The sequence below is a fragment of the Stenotrophomonas sp. YJH_SMC_101-4 genome, assembly GCF_059370395.1.
Genome location: NZ_JCAFTP010000003.1, coordinates 1 through 19,902 on the forward strand (window position 1 = coordinate 1; position 19,902 = coordinate 19,902).

14 protein-coding genes and 1 rRNA gene are annotated in these 19,902 nt (G+C 67.6%); 9 read left to right on the plus strand and 6 right to left on the minus strand.

The annotated features are described in order from the left end of the window. Positions 1-102 (plus strand): 5S ribosomal RNA (gene rrf, locus AC5P8D_RS10865); the annotation flags it as partial. A 409-nt stretch (positions 103-511) separates the two neighbouring features. On the opposite strand, the gene AC5P8D_RS10870 is transcribed toward rrf, so the two are convergent. From AC5P8D_RS10870 to hemH, 3 genes are all read right to left on the minus strand, one after another. Continuing rightward, positions 512-2,617, minus strand: coding sequence for a methyl-accepting chemotaxis protein (locus AC5P8D_RS10870; protein ID WP_241888678.1), 2,106 nt, complete (start codon positions 2,615-2,617; stop codon positions 512-514). Between the two features lie 290 nt (positions 2,618-2,907). Then, a complete protein-coding gene (locus AC5P8D_RS10875) occupies positions 2,908-3,762 on the minus strand; it encodes an alpha/beta fold hydrolase (protein ID WP_010482418.1) in 855 nt (284 codons plus the stop codon). Next, positions 3,759-4,721 carry a ferrochelatase gene (hemH, locus tag AC5P8D_RS10880; protein ID WP_100447107.1) on the minus strand — a complete coding sequence of 321 codons (963 nt, stop codon included), beginning with the start codon at positions 4,719-4,721 and terminating at the stop codon, positions 3,759-3,761. Before hemH ends, AC5P8D_RS10875 begins: the two co-directional genes overlap by 4 nt. A 165-nt stretch (positions 4,722-4,886) precedes the next feature. On the opposite strand from hemH, the gene AC5P8D_RS10885 reads away from it, so the two are divergent. The 4 genes from AC5P8D_RS10885 (at position 4,887) to tatC (ending at position 7,303) form a co-directional block, all read left to right on the plus strand. Then, positions 4,887-5,780 (plus strand): lipid-binding SYLF domain-containing protein, encoded by an 894-nt coding sequence (locus AC5P8D_RS10885; protein ID WP_010482416.1) that lies wholly within the window; start codon positions 4,887-4,889, stop codon positions 5,778-5,780. 75 nt (positions 5,781-5,855) lie between these two features. Next, positions 5,856-6,083, plus strand: coding sequence for a Sec-independent protein translocase subunit TatA (tatA, locus tag AC5P8D_RS10890; protein WP_005420453.1), 228 nt, complete (start codon positions 5,856-5,858; stop codon positions 6,081-6,083). A 15-nt stretch (positions 6,084-6,098) separates the two neighbouring features. Continuing rightward, positions 6,099-6,557 carry a Sec-independent protein translocase protein TatB gene (tatB, locus tag AC5P8D_RS10895; RefSeq protein WP_010482411.1) on the plus strand — a complete coding sequence of 153 codons (459 nt, stop codon included), beginning with the start codon at positions 6,099-6,101 and terminating at the stop codon, positions 6,555-6,557. Further along, entirely contained in the window at positions 6,554-7,303 is a 750-nt protein-coding gene (gene tatC, locus AC5P8D_RS10900; RefSeq protein WP_010482410.1) for a twin-arginine translocase subunit TatC, read from the plus strand. Before tatB ends, tatC begins: the two co-directional genes overlap by 4 nt. An 85-nt stretch (positions 7,304-7,388) precedes the next feature. On the opposite strand, the gene AC5P8D_RS10905 is transcribed toward tatC, so the two are convergent. Genes AC5P8D_RS10905 through AC5P8D_RS10915 form a run of 3 tightly spaced genes read right to left on the minus strand, consistent with a single transcriptional unit; the run spans position 7,389 to position 10,903 of the window. Continuing rightward, positions 7,389-8,300, minus strand: coding sequence for a BPSS1780 family membrane protein (locus AC5P8D_RS10905; RefSeq protein WP_010482409.1), 912 nt, complete (start codon positions 8,298-8,300; stop codon positions 7,389-7,391). Between the two features lie 49 nt (positions 8,301-8,349). After that, the gene (locus AC5P8D_RS10910; protein WP_010482408.1) at positions 8,350-9,096 is read right to left on the minus strand and encodes a glutamine amidotransferase; all 747 of its coding nucleotides are present in this window, start codon (positions 9,094-9,096) and stop codon (positions 8,350-8,352) included. Next, positions 9,068-10,903 (minus strand): GspE/PulE family protein, encoded by a 1,836-nt coding sequence (locus AC5P8D_RS10915; protein WP_197645998.1) that lies wholly within the window; start codon positions 10,901-10,903, stop codon positions 9,068-9,070. The genes AC5P8D_RS10910 and AC5P8D_RS10915 overlap by 29 nt, the downstream gene beginning before the upstream one ends. Positions 10,904-10,986: 83 nt before the next feature. Here AC5P8D_RS10915 and glyQ point away from each other — a divergent pair, with 83 nt between their 5' ends. From glyQ to AC5P8D_RS10935, 4 genes are all read left to right on the plus strand, one after another. After that, entirely contained in the window at positions 10,987-11,898 is a 912-nt protein-coding gene (glyQ, locus tag AC5P8D_RS10920) for a glycine--tRNA ligase subunit alpha (protein WP_019337946.1), read from the plus strand. A gap of 77 nt (positions 11,899-11,975) precedes the next feature. Next, positions 11,976-14,051 (plus strand): glycine--tRNA ligase subunit beta, encoded by a 2,076-nt coding sequence (glyS, locus tag AC5P8D_RS10925; RefSeq protein WP_428702312.1) that lies wholly within the window; start codon positions 11,976-11,978, stop codon positions 14,049-14,051. A 196-nt stretch (positions 14,052-14,247) separates the two neighbouring features. Next, positions 14,248-16,044 carry an autotransporter assembly complex protein TamA gene (locus AC5P8D_RS10930; RefSeq protein WP_082587830.1) on the plus strand — a complete coding sequence of 599 codons (1,797 nt, stop codon included), beginning with the start codon at positions 14,248-14,250 and terminating at the stop codon, positions 16,042-16,044. Continuing rightward, the gene (locus tag AC5P8D_RS10935; RefSeq protein WP_049454226.1) at positions 16,041-19,901 is read left to right on the plus strand and encodes a translocation/assembly module TamB domain-containing protein; all 3,861 of its coding nucleotides are present in this window, start codon (positions 16,041-16,043) and stop codon (positions 19,899-19,901) included. Before AC5P8D_RS10930 ends, AC5P8D_RS10935 begins: the two co-directional genes overlap by 4 nt. The last annotated feature ends 1 nt before the right edge of the window (position 19,902 follow it).

Below are 19,902 nucleotides of genomic sequence, written 5' to 3' on the forward strand. Positions count from 1 at the left end.
GCGCTGTGGAACCACCCGATCCCATCCCGAACTCGGAAGTGAAACGCAGCTGCGCCGATGGTAGTGTGGCTCAAGCCATGCGAGAGTAGGTCATCGCCAGGGTTTACACCCAAAACCCCGCTGCTTGCGCAGCGGGGTTTTTCTTTGAGCGCAGGAAATACCGGGTAACCACGGCCACTGGCCGGCAGACGCGTTGATGGAACCGCCGCGAGCGGCGGCGCCAACCAAGGTTGGCGACTACCGATGGCAGAGGGATCAGCGGTAGATCCACGCCATGCGTGGATGCTCTCCGCGAGGAACCCAGGCGCCAACCAAGGTTGCCAACTAACCCACAGCAGGCCCGCGCCGCAATCGTTTGCCGAATAGGTCCACGCCGCGCGTGGATGCTCTCCGCGAGAAACCACGGCGCCAACCAGTGCGGGCCGCTACCGGCGTGACCCATCACGCACAACACGCAAAAAAACGGCGCCCCGCGGGCGCCGTCTTCATCGGGATCACCTGAAAAACGGGATCAGGCGACCAGAGCCTCCTCATGTGCTTCCTGCTGGCGGAACACCGAGACCGCCTCAGTCAGCGTCCCCGCCTGCGACTGCAGCTCACGTGCGGCAGCGGTGGCTTCTTCCACCAGCGCCGCGTTCTGCTGCGTGGCCTGATCCATCTGCACCACGGTCTGGTTGATCTGCTCGATACCGATCGACTGCTCCTGCGACGCTGCGGAAATCTCGCGCATCAGGTGGCTGACATCCTCCACGCCGCCCACAATGCCCTGCATGCGTTGGCCGGCGTCGGCCACCAGCTGGGCACCTTCGCCCACCTGCCGGCCTGCTTCGTCGATCAGCTTCTTGATCTCCTGTGCGGCCGCCGCCGAACGCTGTGCCAGCACGCGCACCTCGCTGGCCACCACGGCAAAGCCTCGGCCCTGCTCGCCGGCGCGTGCCGCCTCCACCGCTGCGTTCAACGCCAGGATATTGGTCTGGAAGGCAATGCCGTCGATGACGCCGGTGATGTCGCCGATCCGCTTCGAGGCACCTTCGATGGCCTGCATGGTATCCACCACCCGCTGCATGGCCGTGTTGCCGTCACTGGCAGCGCTCTGCGTGGAGGCGGCCAACGCACTGGCCTCACGCGCATGGGCGGCGTTCTGGCGCACGGTGGCGGTGAGTTCCTCCATCGATGCTGCAGTCTCCTGCAGGTGCGCGGCCTGGCGCTCACTGCGCTCGGACAATGCGCCGTTGCCGGCGGCAATCTCGCTGGCGGCGGTACTGATCGACGCCGCACATTCCTGGATGCGACCGACCATGCGTGCCAACTGCCCGGCCGTGGCATTGGCATCGCGCTGGATCGCAGCGAAAGCGCCGTGATACTCGCCGTGCATGCGCCGATCCAGATCACCGTTGGCCAATGCCGAGAGCATCTGCCGCACTTCGTTGACGGTGCTGCCGAGCGTATCGAGCAGCTGGTTGATGCCACCGGTCAGGCCATCGAGGAAGCTGGCACCTTCAGTGGCCTGCAGGCGCTGGTCGAGGTCACCGGCCGCTGCCGCTGCAACGATGCCGGCCACGGCGTTCTCCAGCGCGAGCTCATGGGTGCGGTCATGCCACTCCACGGCGAAGCCCAGGCGCATGCCCTGCGCGTCGAACACCGGGGTGACCACCTGGGCGAAGTGCACCGGTCCGATCTGCACCTTGCCGTTGTGCGTGACCTGCAGGCCGTTGAGGATGGCGCGGATACGCTCCGGGTTGGCATGGAAACGATGGATGCTGCTGCCGACCAGGCGTTCGGCATCGAAATCGGGGAAGGCCTGTCGCAGCGTCGCCTGCTGGTTGCGCAGCAGGGCTACCACCGAGCGGTTCACATAGCGGATCACGTGGTCGTTGTCAGCGATCATCATCGCGGTCCGCGAGGCATCCAGCGCCTGGCGGATCTGCGCGTTCTCGGCATGGGCCGCCGCCTCGCGTCCACGCTGTGCCTGCACGTGGCGTGCGGTGTCGGCCAGGGCGTGGGCGAGTGAACCCGGTGCATAGGCGCTGGTGTCGGCATGTGCACCAAGATCGGCACCGGTGGCGATGTCACGTGCCAGCGCGGCAAGCCGATGCGGGCCATGGCCAAGGGCCTCGGTCTGCTGCCGAAGGCGCAGTGCGACCTGGCCGAGGAACAAGGTCAGGCCCGCGAACATGCCGGCCTGCAGCAGCGTTGGCCACGCGGCAGCGCCCGCCTGCAGCGGTGCCAGCAGCGCGAGCGTGCCGACGCCACCGGCCAGCCACACCGGAAGGCGATCGCGGTGGCCCAGCAGCACGCCCAGCAGGAGGGCAATCGGCAACGCCGGTGACAGGCCGGCGATCGCGCACAACACGGCCAGCTGCAGCGACAACAGCAATGCCAAGCCGTTGCGGGCGACGGCCCGGCCCGCCTGCGGTCCGCCGAACCACGCGGCTGGCAGCACGGCGACGGCCACCAACGCGGCGGCCTGCAGCTGCGGACCACGCAGGGCCAGCACCAGGCCAGCCAGGGCCAGGACCGCGCTGCCGATCAGCAGGCGGCGGTCAGCGCGGCGGGCGAGCTGCTGCAGATGCGGCAGTCGGGCGGTATCGGGGGGACGGGAGGATGCAACGGACATCGGCGACTCCTGGATCAGCAAACGACAACGGCCACGCCGCGGCGCACGCAGGAGTGCGTGACCAGGGCGCGAGCCGGGAATTCGGGGAATGCGACGCGATCAGCGACGCGGAGACGGGACACCGTGACCACATCCTGTGGGTGGCGGTGCAATGGAGCGGGCATGCGGACTTCCTTGCAGAACCAGACACACGCCGCAGGCCCGACCGGACCTGCGTGCTGCGGACGCAAGGGCCCGCAACTGATGTATCGGCCGCAGACGCGCAGAGTGAAGCGCGCCGGTGCCTGCGCTCAGCCGCCGTTGTCGTTGTTGAAGAAGTGCAGGATCACATCTGCGATCTGTTCCGGATCTTCCATGTGCAGGTGATGGTTGCCGGCAAACACCGCCAGACGGCCATTGCGCAGGTGCTGCAGGCGATCACTGCGCATCGGCTCGGGATAGTAGGACTGTGCCGGCGTGGCGTAGATCACCTGCGTCGGGCAGGCAATGGCCTGCAGCAGGTTGTCGATCTGGCCTTCGCTGAGGCGGATCGCAGTGGGCAGCATCAGGCGCGGGTCGCTGCACCAGCGGTAGCCGCCTTCGACAGGCTCCACGCCGCGCTCGACCAGCAGCCGTGCACAGCGTTCGCTGAGCTGGTTGGTCATCATCCGCGCGCGGATCGGCGCGGCGAGGTCGGGAAACACGCGCAACTGCTTTCGCGCCAGCCCACGCGTGGCATTCACATGCTCGCGCAGGCGGTTGGCGGTTTCTTCCTCGGGACCACGCAGGCCGCCGAGTGCTTCGATCGCCACCAGCCGTTCGACCCTATCACTGACCGAGGCGGTGAGGCTGGCGATGCCGGCGCCCATCGAATGGCCGAGCAGGTTGAAGCGGTCCCAGCCCAGTGCATCGGCGACATCGAGTACGTGGCAGATCGCGGCGGCCGTGGTGTAGCTGGCACCCGCCGGCAGATGCGCGCTGTGGCCGTGACCGGGCAGGTCGATCGCTACCAATTGCAGCGACGACAGATGCGGCGCCAGCGGCACGAAGCTGGCCGCGTTGTCGAGCCAGCCATGCAGGGCCAACACGCGCGGGCCGTCGCCGTGGTTGCGCAGGCCGGCGACGCGCGCGCCACCGACCTCCAGTTCAAACGGCTGCAGACTCATGCCAGCGAGGCCACGGCCAACCGCGCCAGGGCGCGAGCGTGTTCCGGATCGGCGTTGAGGCACGGGATGTAGCGCATCGTCGCGCCGCGCTCGGCCAGCGTCTCGGTGAACCCCAGCGCCACTTCCTCCAGCGTTTCAAGGCAATCGGTGGCAAAGCCCGGGCAGACAACGTCGATCTGCTTCACGCCGGATTCGGCCAGCGCCCACAGGCTGGGTTCGGCATAGGGCTGCAGCCAGCGCTCGCGGCCAAACCGCGACTGGTAACCCATCTGCCACTCGTCCCTGCCCAGTTCCAACGCCTTGGCGATGGCCTGCGCACTGGCCTCGCAGCGCTGCGGATACGGATCGCCTGCATCGGCCAGGCGCTGCGGGATGCCGTGGAAGGAGAACATCAGCTTCTGGCCGCGACCGTGCTGTTCCCAGTAGCGGCGGATCGAGCCGGCCACGGCCTCGACCCAGCCCGGATCGACCGAGTAGTCGCGCACCAGGCTGACGGTTACGCCCGGGTTGCGGCGCTGCCACGCATCGACGCGGTCTTCGACCGAGGCGGTGGTGGTGGTGGAGTACTGCGGGTACAACGGCAGCACCACGATGCGACGCGCGCCTTCGGCGGCGAGGCGGTCGAGCTCGCTGGCCAGGGCGGGTTCGCCATAGCGCATCGCATGGCGAACCTTCAGGGTCGGCAGCAGGGCCTGCATCGCCTGCGCCAGCTGCCGGGTGTGCACCATCAACGGTGAGCCGTCGGGCAGCCAGACCTGGGCGTACTTGGCCGCCGAACGGCCGCTGCGCAGCGGCAGGATCAACCCGCGCAGCAGCGGCTGCCACAGCAGTGCCGGGATCGAGACCACGCGGGGGTCGGACAGGAATTCAGCCAGGTAACGGCGTACGGCGGGGGCCGTCGGCGTCTCGGGCGTGCCTAGGTTGACCGCCAGCACGGCGGTATCGGGTGCGTCGAGCATGGGCGGTATTGTCGCCGATCCGGCGCCGTGCCGGGATGCAGGGTTCGGATTGCAGGGATAGCGCGCGTCAATGTGAGCAGGGAACGCTCATTGGAGATTCATGACAACACTACTAATTTCAGTCACTTGCTATATCTTCCTATGGACTGACTTCTGGAGCCTGCCATGCGTCGCCCGATCCAAGCCCTGCTGATCGCCGCCAGCCTGCTGTCCAGCCAGGCCATGGCCGGACCGCAGGAAGACCAGCGTGCCCGCAATGCCGTGCGCGTGCTGGCTGAAATCCAGGAAATCCCTGAACAGGGCATTCCGGACAAATTGCTCGACGAAGGCCGCGCGGTCATCGTCATTCCCGACACGATCAAGGCCGGTCTGGTCATTGGCGGTCGCCGTGGCCACGGCCTGATGTCGGTGCGCATGCCCAATGGCGCCTGGTCCAATCCGGTGTTCGTGAAGCTCACTGGCGGCAGCATCGGCTTCCAGGCCGGTGTGCAGTCCTCCGATGTGGTGCTGGTGTTCCGCAACGACCGCAGCCTGGACAATCTGGTCAACGGCAAGTTCACGCTGGGCGCCGATGCCGGTGTCGCCGCCGGCCCGGTCGGCCGCAATGCCGCCGCTGCCACCGACGGCCAGCTGAAGGCCGAGATCTGGTCCTGGTCGCGCGCACGCGGCCTGTTCGCCGGTGTCGCGCTGGATGGTGCGGTGCTGCAGATCGATGATGCCGCCAATCTGGATGCATACGGCAGCAACACCACACCGCGCATGATCTTCGAAGGCCGCGCCGCCGGTTCGCCGTCGATGGATGTGGTCGCCTTCCGCGATCGCCTGGAAGAGGCCACCTACGCCGCGCGCAACAACCGCAGCGGCAACGGCGGCAGCGCCCCGCGTCCGGCAGCGGCCCCGGCGGTTGCTCCCGCGCCTGTTCAGGCAGCGCCGGCCGCCCCAGCCGAGGCCACCACCGCGCCGCTGCAGAACGTGCCGCAGAACCCGCCGCCGCAGCAGCAGGGTTTCCAGCCGGTCAACGACGGCGAAATCCGCACGGAAACGCTGGGCGGAAACTGACTTTCGTCACGCGCGCCGGCTAACACCCGGTGCGCTATGCTCGACAGCCTGATCACTAACGTAACGAGCGTCTTTATGGGCAGTTTCAGCATCTGGCATTGGTTGGTCGTGCTGGCCATCGTCCTGCTGGTGTTCGGCACCAAGCGCCTGACCAGCGGCGCCAAGGATCTCGGTTCGGCGGTCAAGGAATTCAAGAAGGGCATGCGCGACGAAGACAAGCCGAACGCGCAGCTGGGCGATGAGTCGCGCAGCCAGGACGCCTCGCGCACTGCGCAGGACGAGCACGACCGTAACGCTCGCTGATCCGGAGCGGTTGCGGTGTTCGATATCGGCTTCAGCGAACTGCTGGTGATTGCAGTGGTCGCCCTGGTGGTGCTCGGTCCCGAGCGCCTGCCCAAGGCGGCCCGCTTCGCCGGCCTGTGGGTGCGTCGTGCCCGCAATCAGTGGGATTCGGTGAAACAGGAACTGGAGCGCGAACTGCAGGCCGAGGACATCAAGCGGCAGATGCAGGACGTGCGCCAGGGCATGCAGGACACCGAGAACCAGCTGCGCGCCAGCGGTGAAGCGATCCGTCGCGAAGCGCAGGAGGCCCAGCAGCAGGGCGATACGCTGGCGCAGGAGGTTCGCGCACCGGCGCCTGCGGATCTGCCGCCGCATATGAGCGCTGCGCCCGATGCCGATGCGCCGGCACAGGAGAGCGTTGCTCCCGAGCCGACGCCGGCGACACCCCCTGAAGCCGGTGCGCCGCCGCCGCAGAGCACGGAGCGCCAGCCATGAGTGAACAGGATTTCGGCGAAAGCTCGCTGGTCGAACATCTGGTGGAACTGCGCGGCCGCCTGGTGCGCGCATTGCTGGGCCTGGGCGTGGTGCTGCTGGCCCTGCTGCCGTTTACCCAGAAGCTGTACAACGCGCTGGCCGAACCGCTGGTGTCGCAGCTGCCGAACGGGCAGACGATGATCGCCACCAACCCGGCCGGTGCCTTCTTCGCACCGTTGAAGCTGACCTTCTTCGTGGCCCTGTTCGTGGCGGTGCCTTGGCTGCTGTACCAGCTGTGGGCGTTCGTTGCCCCGGGCCTGTATGCGCGTGAGAAGCGCCTGGCGGTGCCGTTGCTGGTGTCGTCGGTACTGCTGTTCTACACCGGCTGCGCCTTCGCCTACTTCCTGGTGCTGCCGGCGGTGTTCCATTTTCTGACCACCTTCAGCCCGGACGTGATTGCGATCACTCCGGATGCGAATGCCTACCTGGATTTCGTGCTGGCGATCTTCTTCGCTTTCGGCGGCAGTTTCGAACTGCCGGTGGCGATGGTGATCCTGGTGCTGCTCGGCTGGGTGACGCCGCAGCAGTTCAAGGAAGGCCGCGGTTACGCGATCGTTGGCATCTTCGTGGTGGCGGCGGTGCTGACCCCGCCGGACGTGGTGTCGCAGCTGATGCTGGCGATCCCGATGTGCCTGCTGTACGAGCTGGGCATCCACGCCGCACGCTGGCTGGTGCCGTCGTCGGTAGTGAAGAAACCCGCCGCCTGATGCGGTAGCGCCGGGCCATGCCCGGCGTGCCGGGTTCGATGTGATGCCACCGCCGGGCATGGCCCGGCGCTACCGGTGGGGCCGGTCAGGCGTGGAACACGTCGCTCGAGGTCGGCGTGGTCGGAATCGGCGGCGCCGCGCGGCTGCCGCGGTGCACGAACATCTGCTTCCACGCGGCGTAGACCGCGCCGACATACAGCGGCATCAGCACCGTGGTCAGCACCAGCTGGGCGATGAAGGCCGCGGCCAGCGGGCCACCGATCAGCATCGCGATCTGGATCACGATCACGAACAGGATGTACATGCAGAACGCGGCGATCAGGCCGAGTGCGGCGAACACGAACATCGCGCCGATGTTCTCGATGCAGCCCTGCAGGCTCAGGCGCAGCGCATGCATGCCGCTCTGCTTGTCGAACACGACCAGCGCCGGCTGGGTGAACATCGCCAGCGACAGCGCCACCGCGCTCAGGAACACCAGCAGCATCCACAGCGCGATGCGCTTGGCCGGCAGGTTGGCGACCAGCGCCGCTGCATCGTCCGGCTTGATCTGCTGGCCACTGCGGCTGATCTCTTCCATCTTGGTCATGACCTCGCTGAAGGCGGTGAAGCCCTCGCGGCCGATCATCAGGAACAGCAGCGCGCCCAGCAGCAGCACCGCCAGCACCTGGATCGCCAGCGGCACCAGCAGGTGGCTGACGCGGTGGTCGCGGATCGGCTGCAGCAGGTGCGAGGCCAGGCCCGGGCGGCCTTCGTCGATCTCGCCCACGGCATACAGCATGCCGCCGAACATGATCGGCGAGATGGCCAGGGTCATCAGCTGTACGGCCATGCCGGCGGCGCCGGGAATCAGCGTCGACAGCAAGGTCACCACCCAGCTCACCAGCAGCCAGGTCAGGCCGATCCGGGCCAGCTGCAGCGGCGCACGCCGGTACAGCGAGAACGTATCCAGCAACCACTGGGCGCCCGCCGAAGCCGGCAGCTTGCGAATCTCTTTCATGGACATCCGGGAAGGACAGGAGGGGCCGGGCGGCTGCCCGTGCCGCCGATTATCCCTGTTTTGCCGCCGGCTGGGCTGAAGACAGCCGCGCCTGGCGGACGAAGCGGCGCAACAGCTGGCGGGCCAGCGGCGCGGCGCTGACCGCACGCTCGATGCTGCGGGCACAACCGCCGTGGCGACCGATGCAGTCGGCACGGGCGCGCACGTAGCCGCGCATGTGGTGGGTGGCGAATTCCGGATGGAACTGCACGCCCCAGGCCTGGCGGCCCCAGCGGAAGGCATGGCAGCCGTCCAGTGGTGAGCGTGCCAGCACTTCGGCGCCATCAGGTGCGCGCAGCACGGTCTGCAGATGGGTGGCATGGGCGGCGAAATGCTGCGGCAGGCCCTGGAACAGCGGGTCCTGCGCCGCCTGCGGCTGCAGTTCCAGCTCGATCGTGCCCGATTCCCGCCCGGCCGGGTTGTAGGCCACCTCGCCACCCAGCGCGTGTGCCAGCAGCTGGTGGCCGTAGCAGATGCCGAACACCGGCAGATCGTCGTGGGCGGTCTGGCGCAGCCATGCGGCGCTGCGCTCACTCCATTCGGCGTGGTCGGTGACGAAGGCGGCCGAGCCGGTCACCAGCACGCCAGCGAACGCATGTGGGTCGGGCAGAGCGCCACCGTGTTCGACATCGACCACCACCGTCTCGTGTTCTTCCAGCCCGGCGGCGACCCGGATCCAGTGCGGAAAGCGCCCGTAGCGTCGCAGCGACGGTACCGGGCGGCCGGTTTCAAGGATCAGGAACGGGGCTGGGTTCATCCGGGGGCGGCAGGACTGACAGGACTTCCTCGATTGTAGTCAGCCCCTGCGCCACCTTTTCAAGCCCGGCCTGGCGCAGGGTTCGCAGCCCTTCAGCCCGTGCGGCCCGGCTGAAACCGGCCAGATCCATGTCGGCACGGATCTGCCCGCGCAGCCGCGAGCCCAATGGCAGCAACTCATACAGCCCGATGCGGCCAAGGAATCCGGTGCGCCGGCACTCCAGGCAACCGACCGGCCGACAGGGCGTGGCGGCATCTGGATATGCAGCATGGCTATCAGCCAGCACCGCCCAGTCGGCGGCGCCGAGGCTGTGCGGCTGCTTGCAGTGCGGGCACAGCGTGCGCACCAGGCGCTGGGCGAGGATGCCGTTGAGGGTGCTGGCCAGCAGGTAGTGCGGCACGCCCAGGTCGAGCAGGCGGGTGACCGCCGAGGGCGCGTCGTTGGTATGCAGGGTGGACAGCACCAGATGGCCGGTCAGCGAGGCCTGCACCGCCATCTGCGCCGTTTCCAGGTCGCGGATCTCGCCGATCATGATGATGTCCGGGTCCTGCCGCAGCAGGGTGCGCACGCCGCTGGCGAAGTCCAGATCGATGTTGGTCTGCACCTGCATCTGGTTGAATTCGGGCGCGATCATCTCGATCGGGTCCTCTACTGTGCAGACGTTCACGTCCGGCGTCGCCAGCCGCTTCAGCGTGGAATACAGGGTGGTGGTCTTGCCCGAGCCGGTCGGGCCGGTCACCAGCACGATGCCGTGCGGGCGCTCGACCAGCGCATTCCAGCCGGCGGCCTCCTGCGGGCTGAAACCGAGCTGGTCGATGCTCTTGAAGGCGGCATCGGGGTCGAAGATGCGCATCACGCACTTCTCGCCGAAGGCGGTGGGCATGGTCGACAGGCGCATCTCGACCTCGCGGCCGCCCGGCGAGCGGGTCTTGATGCGGCCGTCCTGCGGGCGCCGGCGCTCGGCCAGGTCCATGCGGCCGAGCACCTTGATGCGGCTGACCACGGCGGTCATCACTGCCGGCGGTACCTCGAACACCTTGTGCAGCACGCCGTCGATGCGGAAGCGCATGCGCCCCATCTCGCGGCGTGGCTCCAGGTGGATGTCCGAGGCGCGCTGTTCGTAGGCGTACTGCAGCAGCCAGTCGACGATGTGCACGATGTGCTGGTCGTCGGCATTGACGTCGCCGGTGCGGCCCAGCTCCACCAGCTGCTCGAAGCTGGGCAGGGTGGTGTTGGCCTCGCCGCGCACGTCGCCACGGGCGCCGCGCACCGAGCGGGTCACCCCGTAGAACTCCATGGTGTAGCGGTGCAGGTCCAGCGGATTGACCACCGCCAGTTCGATGCGGCGGCGGGTCAGGTGCTGCAGGTCGCGGCGCCATTCCTGCACCAGCGGCTCGCTGGTGGCCACCAGCACGCGCTCGGCATCCACCGCCAACGGCAGGAAACGGTGGCGGCGCGCGTAGGCGTGCGACACCAGCGCGGTCACCGCAGCGACGTCGACCCGGGTTGGATCGATGCGCAGGTAGCGGCTGCCGGTGCGCTGCGCCAGCCACTCGGTGAGGCGTTCCAGGGTCAGTTCGCCGCCGCCGGTGGCGGCCAGCTTGAGGTTGGACAGCAGTACCAGCGGGTGCACTTCGCTGGCGTTGCGCGCGCCCTGTGCGGAAAACCGCATGCGCTCGCGGTCCTGCTCGGCCACCAGGTCATCGGCAATCAGGGCTGCGGCAATCTGCTCGAAATGCAGCCGCCCCCAGGGCAGCGTGACGCCGCCCGCCTCGCCGGGCGTGCCTGCCGGCAGCCGATGTTCCATCTGCCTGCTCCTCCCGGGTACGGAATGCCCCGCAGGTCGGCCGTTATACTAGCGCACCCCCTTGCCGGCCAAGACTCGTACGCATGTCCGCGACCCCGACCGTTCCGATCACCTTCCAGGGCCTGATCCAGACCCTGAACCAGTTCTGGGCCCAGCAGGGCTGCGTGCTCATCCAGCCGCTCGACCTGGAGGTGGGTGCCGGTACCTTCCACCCGGCCACCTTCCTGCGTGCGATCGGGCCGGAAAGCTGGAACGCGGCTTACGTGCAGCCGTCGCGCCGCCCGACCGATGGCCGCTACGGCGAGAACCCGAACCGCCTGCAGCGCTACTACCAGTACCAGGTGGCGATGAAGCCGGCGCCGGACAACATCCAGCAGCTGTACCTGGATTCGCTGAAGGCACTGGGCATCGATCCGCTGGTGCACGACCTGCGCTTCGTCGAGGACAACTGGGAATCGCCGACGCTGGGTGCCTGGGGCTTGGGCTGGGAAGTCTGGCTCAACGGCATGGAGGTGACCCAGTTCACCTACTTCCAGCAGGCCGGTGGCCTGGAGTGCCGCCCGGTGCTGGGCGAGATCACCTACGGTCTCGAGCGCCTGTGCATGTACCTGCAGAACTGCGACAACGTCTACGACCTGGTCTGGACCTACGGCCCGGACGGCCAGCCGGTGACCTACGGCGACGTCTACCACCAGAACGAGGTGGAGCAGAGCACCTACAACTTCGAATACGCCGACGTGGAAGAACTGTTCCACCGCTTCGACGCCTGCGAGCGCGAAGCGCAGAAGCTGGTGGAAGTGAACCTGCCGCTGCCGGCCTATGAGCAGGTGATGAAGGCCAGCCATACCTTCAACCTGCTCGATGCACGCCGTGCGATCAGCGTGACCGAGCGCCAGCGCTACATCCTGCGCGTGCGCGCGCTGGCCCAGGCGGTGGCCAAGGCGTACTACGAGCAGCGCGAGAAGCTGGGCTTCCCGGGCGCGAAGAAGGCCTGACGGCCGCTCCCTCCCTCTCTCAACTTCCGGGGCGCCGGACGCGTTGCGCGCTGCGCCCCCATCACAGGATCGAACCGATGAGCCAATTGTCCCCCCTGCTGATCGAACTGGGCACCGAGGAGTTGCCGGTCAAGGCGCTTCCGGGCCTGGCCCAGGCGTTCTTCGACGGAGTCGTCGAAGGCCTGCGCAAGCGCGGCGTCGCGCTGGAACTGGGCGATGCGCGCCCGCTGTCGACCCCGCGCCGACTGGCCGTGCTGCTGCCGGGCGTCGGCCTGGAACAGCCTGAGCAGCACAGCGAAGTGCTGGGCCCGTACCTGAACATCGCGCTGGACGCCGAAGGCCAGCCGACCAAGGCCCTGCAGGGTTTCGCCGCCAAGGCCGGGAACGACTGGACCGCGCTGGAAAAGACCACCGACAACAAGGGTGAGCGCTTCGTGCACCGCGCGGTGACCCCGGGCGCGAGCACTGCCAGCCTGCTGCCGGAGATCCTGCGCGAGGCAATCGCGGCAATGCCGATTCCCAAGCCGATGCGCTGGGGCGACCACGCCTGGGGCTTCGCGCGCCCGGCGCACTGGCTGGTGCTGTTGCACGGCGCCAACGTGGTCGAGGCCGAACTGTTCGGCCTGCAGGCTGGCCGCGTCAGCCGTGGCCACCGCTTCCACCACGACCAGACCGTGTCGCTGGCGCAGCCGCAGGACTACGTTGAAGCCCTGCGCGCTGCGTTCGTGCTGGTCGATCCGAGCGAGCGCCGTGCGCGCATCGTCGCCGAGGTCGAGGCCGCTGCGGCCAAGGCCGGTGGCAGCGCCCGCATCACCGACGACAACCTGGAGCAGGTGGTGAACCTGGTCGAGTGGCCGTCGGCGGTGCTGTGCAGCTTCGAGCGCGCGTTCCTGGCGGTGCCGCAGGAAGCGCTGATCGAGACGATGGAGATCAACCAGAAGTTCTTCCCGGTGCTGGATGACAGCGGCACGCTGACCGAGAAGTTCATCGGCATCGCCAACATCGAATCGAGGGACGTGGCCGAAGTGGCCAAGGGCTACGAGCGCGTGATCCGTCCGCGTTTCGCCGATGCCAAGTTCTTCTTCGACGAGGACCTGAAGCAGGGCCTGGTATCGATGGGCGACGGCCTGAAGACGGTGACCTACCAGGCCAAGCTGGGCAGCGTGGCCGACAAGGTGGCGCGCGTGGCCGCCCTGGCCGAAGTGATCGCGCCGCAGGTCGGTGCTGACGCCGCGCAGGCCAGGCGCGCCGCGCAGCTGGCCAAGAACGACCTGCAGTCGCGCATGGTCAACGAATTCCCGGAACTGCAGGGCATCGCCGGCCGCCACTACGCCGTGGCCGGCGGTGAATCGGCCGAGGTGGCGCTGGCCATCGACGAGGCCTACCAGCCGCGCTTCGGCGGTGACGACATCGCGCTGTCGCCGCTGGGCAAGGTGCTGGCGATTGCTGAACGCGTGGACACCCTGGCCGGTGGTTTCGCCGCAGGCCTGAAGCCGACCGGCAACAAGGACCCGTTCGCCCTGCGCCGCAACGCGCTGGGCCTGGCCCGCACGATCATCGAAAGCGGCTTCGAGCTGGACCTGCGCGCGCTGCTGGCCAGTGCCAACGCCGGCCTGGCCGCGCGCAACGTGCAGGCCGACATCGGCGAACTGTACGACTTCATCCTTGACCGCCTGAAGGGCTACTACGCTGACAAGGGCGTGCCGGCCACGCACTTCAACGCCGTGGCCGAGCTGAAGCCCGCCTCGCTGTATGACTTTGACCGCCGCCTGGATGCGATCGGCACCTTCGCCGCGCTGCCGGAAGCCGAAGCGCTGGCCGCGGCCAACAAGCGCATCCGCAACATCCTGCGCAAGGCCGAAGGCGAGATTCCCAGCCAGATCGACCCGGCGCTGCTGCAGGAAGACGCCGAGCGCGCGCTGGCCGAAGCGGTCACCGCCGCCATCGACGACACCGGCGCCAGCCTCCACCAGAAGGATTACGTGGCCGTGCTGGCGCGCCTGGCGCGCCTGCGCCCGCAGGTCGACGCGTTCTTCGATGGCGTGATGGTCAACGCGGAAGATCCGGCGCTGCGTGGCAACCGCCTGGCGCTGCTGACGATGCTGGGCGAGCGCCTGGGCAAGGTCGCGGCAATCGAGCATCTGTCGAGCTGAGATGTAGTGCCAAGCATGCTTGGCACCCACCGGTAGTGCCGGTGGATGTCCATCGGGGTCATTGCCGGCATCGCGCACGATGCCGGCATCCTCGCCTGCGATCACGATGATCGCCACAAAGGCGCGTATTTTGACCGCCACTTAACAACCGATCCCCAATGACGTGATGCATTTCGCATCGTCACCTTCGGTCGGTATGCTGTGCCGCATGCAGCCAAAGAAATACGCCCTGCCGCTGATGGTCCTGTCGCTGGCCGCCACCTCTGTGGTCCACGCGCGCGGCACCATCGACAAGGTGGACATCAAGGGATTGGACAAGGGCGACGACGCCGCAATCATCGAGAACATCCAGGAATCGCTGTCGCTGTACGACACGATCGGCAAGGAACAGGGCGAATCGCGCCTGGAGTACCTGCTGTCGCAGGCCGAGCGGCAGACCCGCCAGGCACTGGAACCGTTCGGGTACTACAACCCGGTGATCAAGGTCGAGGCGCCGCGCGAGGACGAGCACGTGCGCGTGCTGATCCATGTCGACAAGGGCACCCCGGTGACCGTCCGCCGCGAGCACATCGACATCACCGGACCGGCGATGTACGACCAGTACCTGCAGGACGACCTGGCCGCGTTCAAGCCGCGCAAGGGCCAGCGTTTCGAGCACACGCAGTACGAAGCCAGCAAGATCACCGTCACCCGTCGCCTGGCGGAGCGTGGTTATTTCGATGCCGACTACACCCAGCGCCAGGTGCAGATCACCCGTGCCGACAACGCCGCCGACATCGACCTGACCTGGGACAGCGGTCGCCGCTACAACATGGGGCCGGTGCGTTTCGAGCAGGATTACTTCGTCGACAAGCTGTTCGACCCGCTGGTGTACTGGGACCAGGGCAGCTATTTCCATGAGGGCAAGCTGGACCGGCTGCGCGAGTCGCTGACCAAGCTGGACTATTTCAGCGTGATCGACATCCAGCCGCGGCCCGACCAGGCCGATGCGAATGGCGAAGTGCCAGTGGATGTGAAGCTGACCCGTGCCAAGCGCACCATCTACACCGCGGGTCTGAGCTACGGCAGCGAGAGTGGCCCGGGTGTGCGCGGTGGCATCGAACGGCGGTGGCTGAACAACCGCGGCCACAAGATGAACACGCAGCTGGACTATGCGCAGAAGCGCAAGAGCCTGGTCACCAGCTACCGCATTCCGGCCTTCAACTGGCTTGATGGCTGGTACACCTTCGCTGCCAGCGCCTACGACGAGCAGACCGACTACATCGACCTGCGCAACTTCAAGCTGATCGCCAGCCGCAGCGGCGAGATCAACGAACACTGGACCGCGATCGCCTCGATCAACGCGCTGCGCGAGCGCTGGCGCTATGCCTCCGGCACCGAATTCACCGACGCGGTCTACAACACCTCGACGCTGGTCTACCCGCAGCTGGTCGCTGACTACGTCAACGTCGATGACGAACTGTTCCCGCGCAAGGGCATCAGCGGTACCGCGACCATGCGTGCCGGCGTTGAAGGTGCCGGCTCGGACACCAGCTTCGTGCAGGCCAACGCCGTGCTGCGCTGGTACATCCCGGTGGGCGAAAGCAACCGCCTGATCCTGCGCGGCGAGGGTGGCACCACCTGGACCAGCGATCTGGTGGCGATGCCGCCGAGCCTGCGCTACTTCGCCGGTGGTGACCGCAGCATCCGCGGCTATGCCTACCGCGAGGTGGGCCCGCGGACCCCTGCACCGGACAAATACGCGCTGGGTGCCAAGAACCTGGTGATCGGCTCGGCCGAGTACGAGCACTATTTCAATGGTGGCCCCTGGGGTGCGGCGGTGTTCGTCGATACCGGCAGCGCCTTCGACAACACCATTGATCTGCACACCGGCGTCGGCTTCGGCGTGCGCTGGAAATCGCCGGTGGGCCCGGTGCGCGTGGATATCGCGCATGGCTTGAACAACCCCGATTCGCAGTTCCAGCTGTACCTCAACATCGGAGCGGACCTGTGAGTACGCCCGCACCCACTCCGAACCCGACCACGCCGCCGCGCGTGCGCTTCTACCGCCGCCGCCGCTTCTGGGCCTGGTCGGGTGTGGGCGTGCTGGGCCTGGTACTGCTGGCCCTGCTGGCGGTCTACTGGCTGCTGCAGACCGTAGCCGGCCGTGACGTGCTGCTGGCACAGGTGGTGGCGCGGCTGCCGGTGGGCGCCAGCTTCACCTGGGACAAGGTAGACGGCCCGGTGGCCGGCCCGCTGACCCTGTACAACGTCGACTTCCGCTACGACGACATCCATTTCCACGCCGAGCGCGCGCACCTGGAGCCGGACCTGCGTCCGCTGCTGGGCCGCAAGCTGCTGCTGGACAAGCTGGAGCTGACCAACGCGACGCTGAACCTGGCCAAGAGTGACGAGCCGTTCAAGCTGCCGTCGTGGCCGGATTCGCTGCCGCAGATCGAGATGCCGTTGGCGATCCAGGCCGATGCCATCGCCATCGATGGCTTCCGCATCAGCCAGGCCAACGAGCCGGTGATCGACATCAGCCGCGTGCGTGGTGGCATCGAGATCGCCAACGGCGAGTTCCAGGCGCACAAACTGGTGGTGGACAGCGACATGGGCAATTTCACTGCCCAGGGCCGCTATATCCCGGCCAAGGACTACGACACCGACGTGACCGTCACCGCCGTGCTGCCGGCGCCGCGTGGCCGCACGGCCGCCACCGTCGGCCTGGTCGCCCGTGGCGACCTGTCGCACATGGAGGTGGCCGTAGCTGGGCGCGCGCCGAAGCCGCTGCACGCGATGCTGGTGTTCGATGGCCGCACCGATCCGAGCTGGAGCGCCAGCATCCGCAGCGACGAGCTGGATCTGGCGCTGCTGTCGCCGGCACTGGCCAGCTCGGCGATCGCACCACTGGCACTGGACTTCACCGCTGCCGGCAAGGGCGGCAACGCCAACCTGCGTGGCAAGGTGAAGCAGGGCGATCAGGCACTGGAACTGGCACCGTCGGTGGTGTCGCTGAAGGACCAGGTGCTGAAGGTCTCACCGCTGCTGGTGAAGGGGCTTGGCGGTGAGGTGCGCCTGGAAGGCACCGCCGATTTCAGCCAGGAAGACCAGCAGAAGCTCAACTTCTCGGTGGTCGCCCATGATCTGACCTACGTACCGGCGCCCGATCCGAACACCGCCGGCAGCGCACCGGTGCCGGTCACCCTGAAGGAAGCACGCTTCGGTCTGGCCGGTACCCTGAAGGCCTGGGCGGCGATCGGCCGCGCCGAGGTCGAGCGCGACGCGCAGAAGGCGCAGCTGCACTTCGACGTGCGCGGCAACGATCAGGCCGCGTCGATCCACCAGCTGCAGGCGCAGACGCCGGGTGGCCAGCTGCAGGTGGAAGGCCAGGTGGCGTGGGCACCGCAGCTGGACTGGGATGCCAAGGCCACGCTGAAGGATTTCGACCCCGGCTATTTCGTGCCGGGCTGGAATGGCCGCCTGTCCGGCAACCTGGCCTCCAAGGGCCGCCAGCTGCCGCCGCCGGCAAACGCACCGCCGGGTACCGCCGGCACGCTGGAAGCCACGGTCGATCTGCCGTCGTTGAAGGGCGTGTTGCGCCAGCGCAACCTCGACGCGCAGGGCAAGTTCGCGCTGCAGGGCGCGCAGGGCCAGGGTGACCTGAAGCTGTCGCTGGGCAGCAGCCGGGTGACCGCGTCGGGCAAGGTCGGTGATCGCCTCGACATCGATGCACGCTTTGAGCCACTGCAGCTGAGCGATCTGCTGCCGGGCGCCGATGGCGGCCTGCGTGGCCAGGTACAGGTGAAGGGCCCGCGCGATGCGCCGGACATCACCGCCGACCTGGTCGGCAACAACCTCAACTGGGACGGCTACGGCGCCGAGAGCGTGAGCATCAAGGGCCACCTGCCGTGGCGCGGCGACAGCGGCACGCTGGCGATCCAGGGCCAGCAGGTCAATGCCGGCATGCTGCTGGAACGCTTGAACGTGGATGCGCAGGGCAGTGTCTCCAACCTGCGCCTGGCCGCGCAGACCCGCAACGAGATGGGCGCGATCGAGCTGCAGGGCAGCGTCCGCCAGCAGGGCGCGCAGTGGCGTGGCGAGCTGGCCGCGCTGCGCATCGCACCGGTGAAGGGCGATGCCTGGTCGCTGCGTGCACCGGCGGCGTTCGCGATCAACGGCAGCACCTACACCCTGGGCGAAGCCTGCCTGGCCGCGACCAGCAGCGGCACGCTGTGCGCACAGGCCAACTGGCCGCGCGAGGGCCTGGTGGTGCGCAGTGATGCACTGCCGCTTGCGCTGGTGCAGCCGTGGTTGCCACCGCAGTCCGGCCGTCGCATCTACCTGCGTGGCGATGTCAGCCTGGACGCGCAGATCCGCCCGCGCGGCAATGCATGGGAAGGCCATGTGGAAGTGCGCTCGAAGGAAGGCGGCGTGCGCCTGGGTGAGAACCGCAACACCGTGGGGGACACCACCCGCGGCGAGCTGGTGCGCTATGACCAGTTCTCGCTCAAGCTCGACATGACTCCGGCCAGCATCAAGGGCTATCTGGGCATGGGCTTCCAGGGCAACGGCTTCGTCGATGCCAGGATGCAGACCGGCTGGGAAGCCAGTGCACCGCTGAACGGCGAGCTCTACCTCAATATGTCGCGGCTGTACTGGCTGGAGCTGTTCTCGCCGGACATCGTGCGACCGACCGGCCTGATCGAGGGCCACGTCAGCCTGCGTGGTACGCGTGGCCAGCCGTCGCTGGGTGGCGACGCGCAGCTGAGCAACTTCAAGGGTGAATTCCCCGCGCTGGGCCTGACCTTCGACCAGGGCAAGGGCAGCTTCGTGGCGCAGCCCGACGGTTCGGCCAAGATCACCGCGCAGGCCAACTCTGGTCAGGGCACGCTGTACGTGGATGGTGGCCTGTCCTGGTTTGGCGATGCACAGCCGCTGCAGCTGAAGATCCACGGCGAAAACGTGCTGCTGTCCAACACCAGCGAGCTGCGCATCGTCGCCAATCCCAACCTGGACTTCACCCTGGCCAAGGCGGCGATGGAGCTGCGTGGCACCGTGCACGTGCCCGAGGCCGACATCGATCTCGAACGCCTGGACCGTGGCACCTCGGTGTCCGAAGACGTGGTGGTGCTGGACCCGGCCGATCCGGAGGAGTCGCGCACCTCGCCGCTGGACATGGACCTGACCGTCAGCCTTGGCGACAAGGTGAAGATGACCGGCTTCGGCCTGAAGGGTGCGCTGACCGGCAAGATGCAGGTCTGGGCCAAGCCTGGCCGCGAAATGACCGCCAATGGCGGGCTGGAAGTCAGTGGCCGCTACAAGGCGTACGGTCAGGACCTGACCATCACCCGTGGCAACCTCACCTGGAACTACAACGCGGTGTCCGACCCGCGCATCAACATCCGTGCCGAGCGCCGGATCGGTGATGTCACCGCCGGCATCGACGTGACCGGGCGTGCGCAGCAGCCGCGTGCGGACGTGTGGTCCGAGCCGGCGATGTCGCAGTCCGAAGCACTGGCCTACCTGGTGCTGGGCCGCAGCCTGACTGGTGCCAGCAGCGACCAGACCCAGCAGGTCAACGCGGCTTCCGCGGCGCTCTCGGCCGGCAGCGGCCTGCTGGCTTCGCAGCTGGGCGCCAAGCTGGGCCTGGACGACGCCGGTGTGAGCCAGTCGCGCGCGCTGGGCGGCTCGGTGATCGGTGTCGGCAAGTACATCTCGCCCAAGCTGTACGTCGGCTACGGCGTGTCGCTGGTCGGTGCCGGTTCGGTGATCACGCTGAAGTACCTGCTGCGTCGCGGCTTCGACGTGGAAGTGGAATCGAGCACGGTGGAAAACCGTGGGTCGATCAACTGGCGGCGGGAGAAATGAC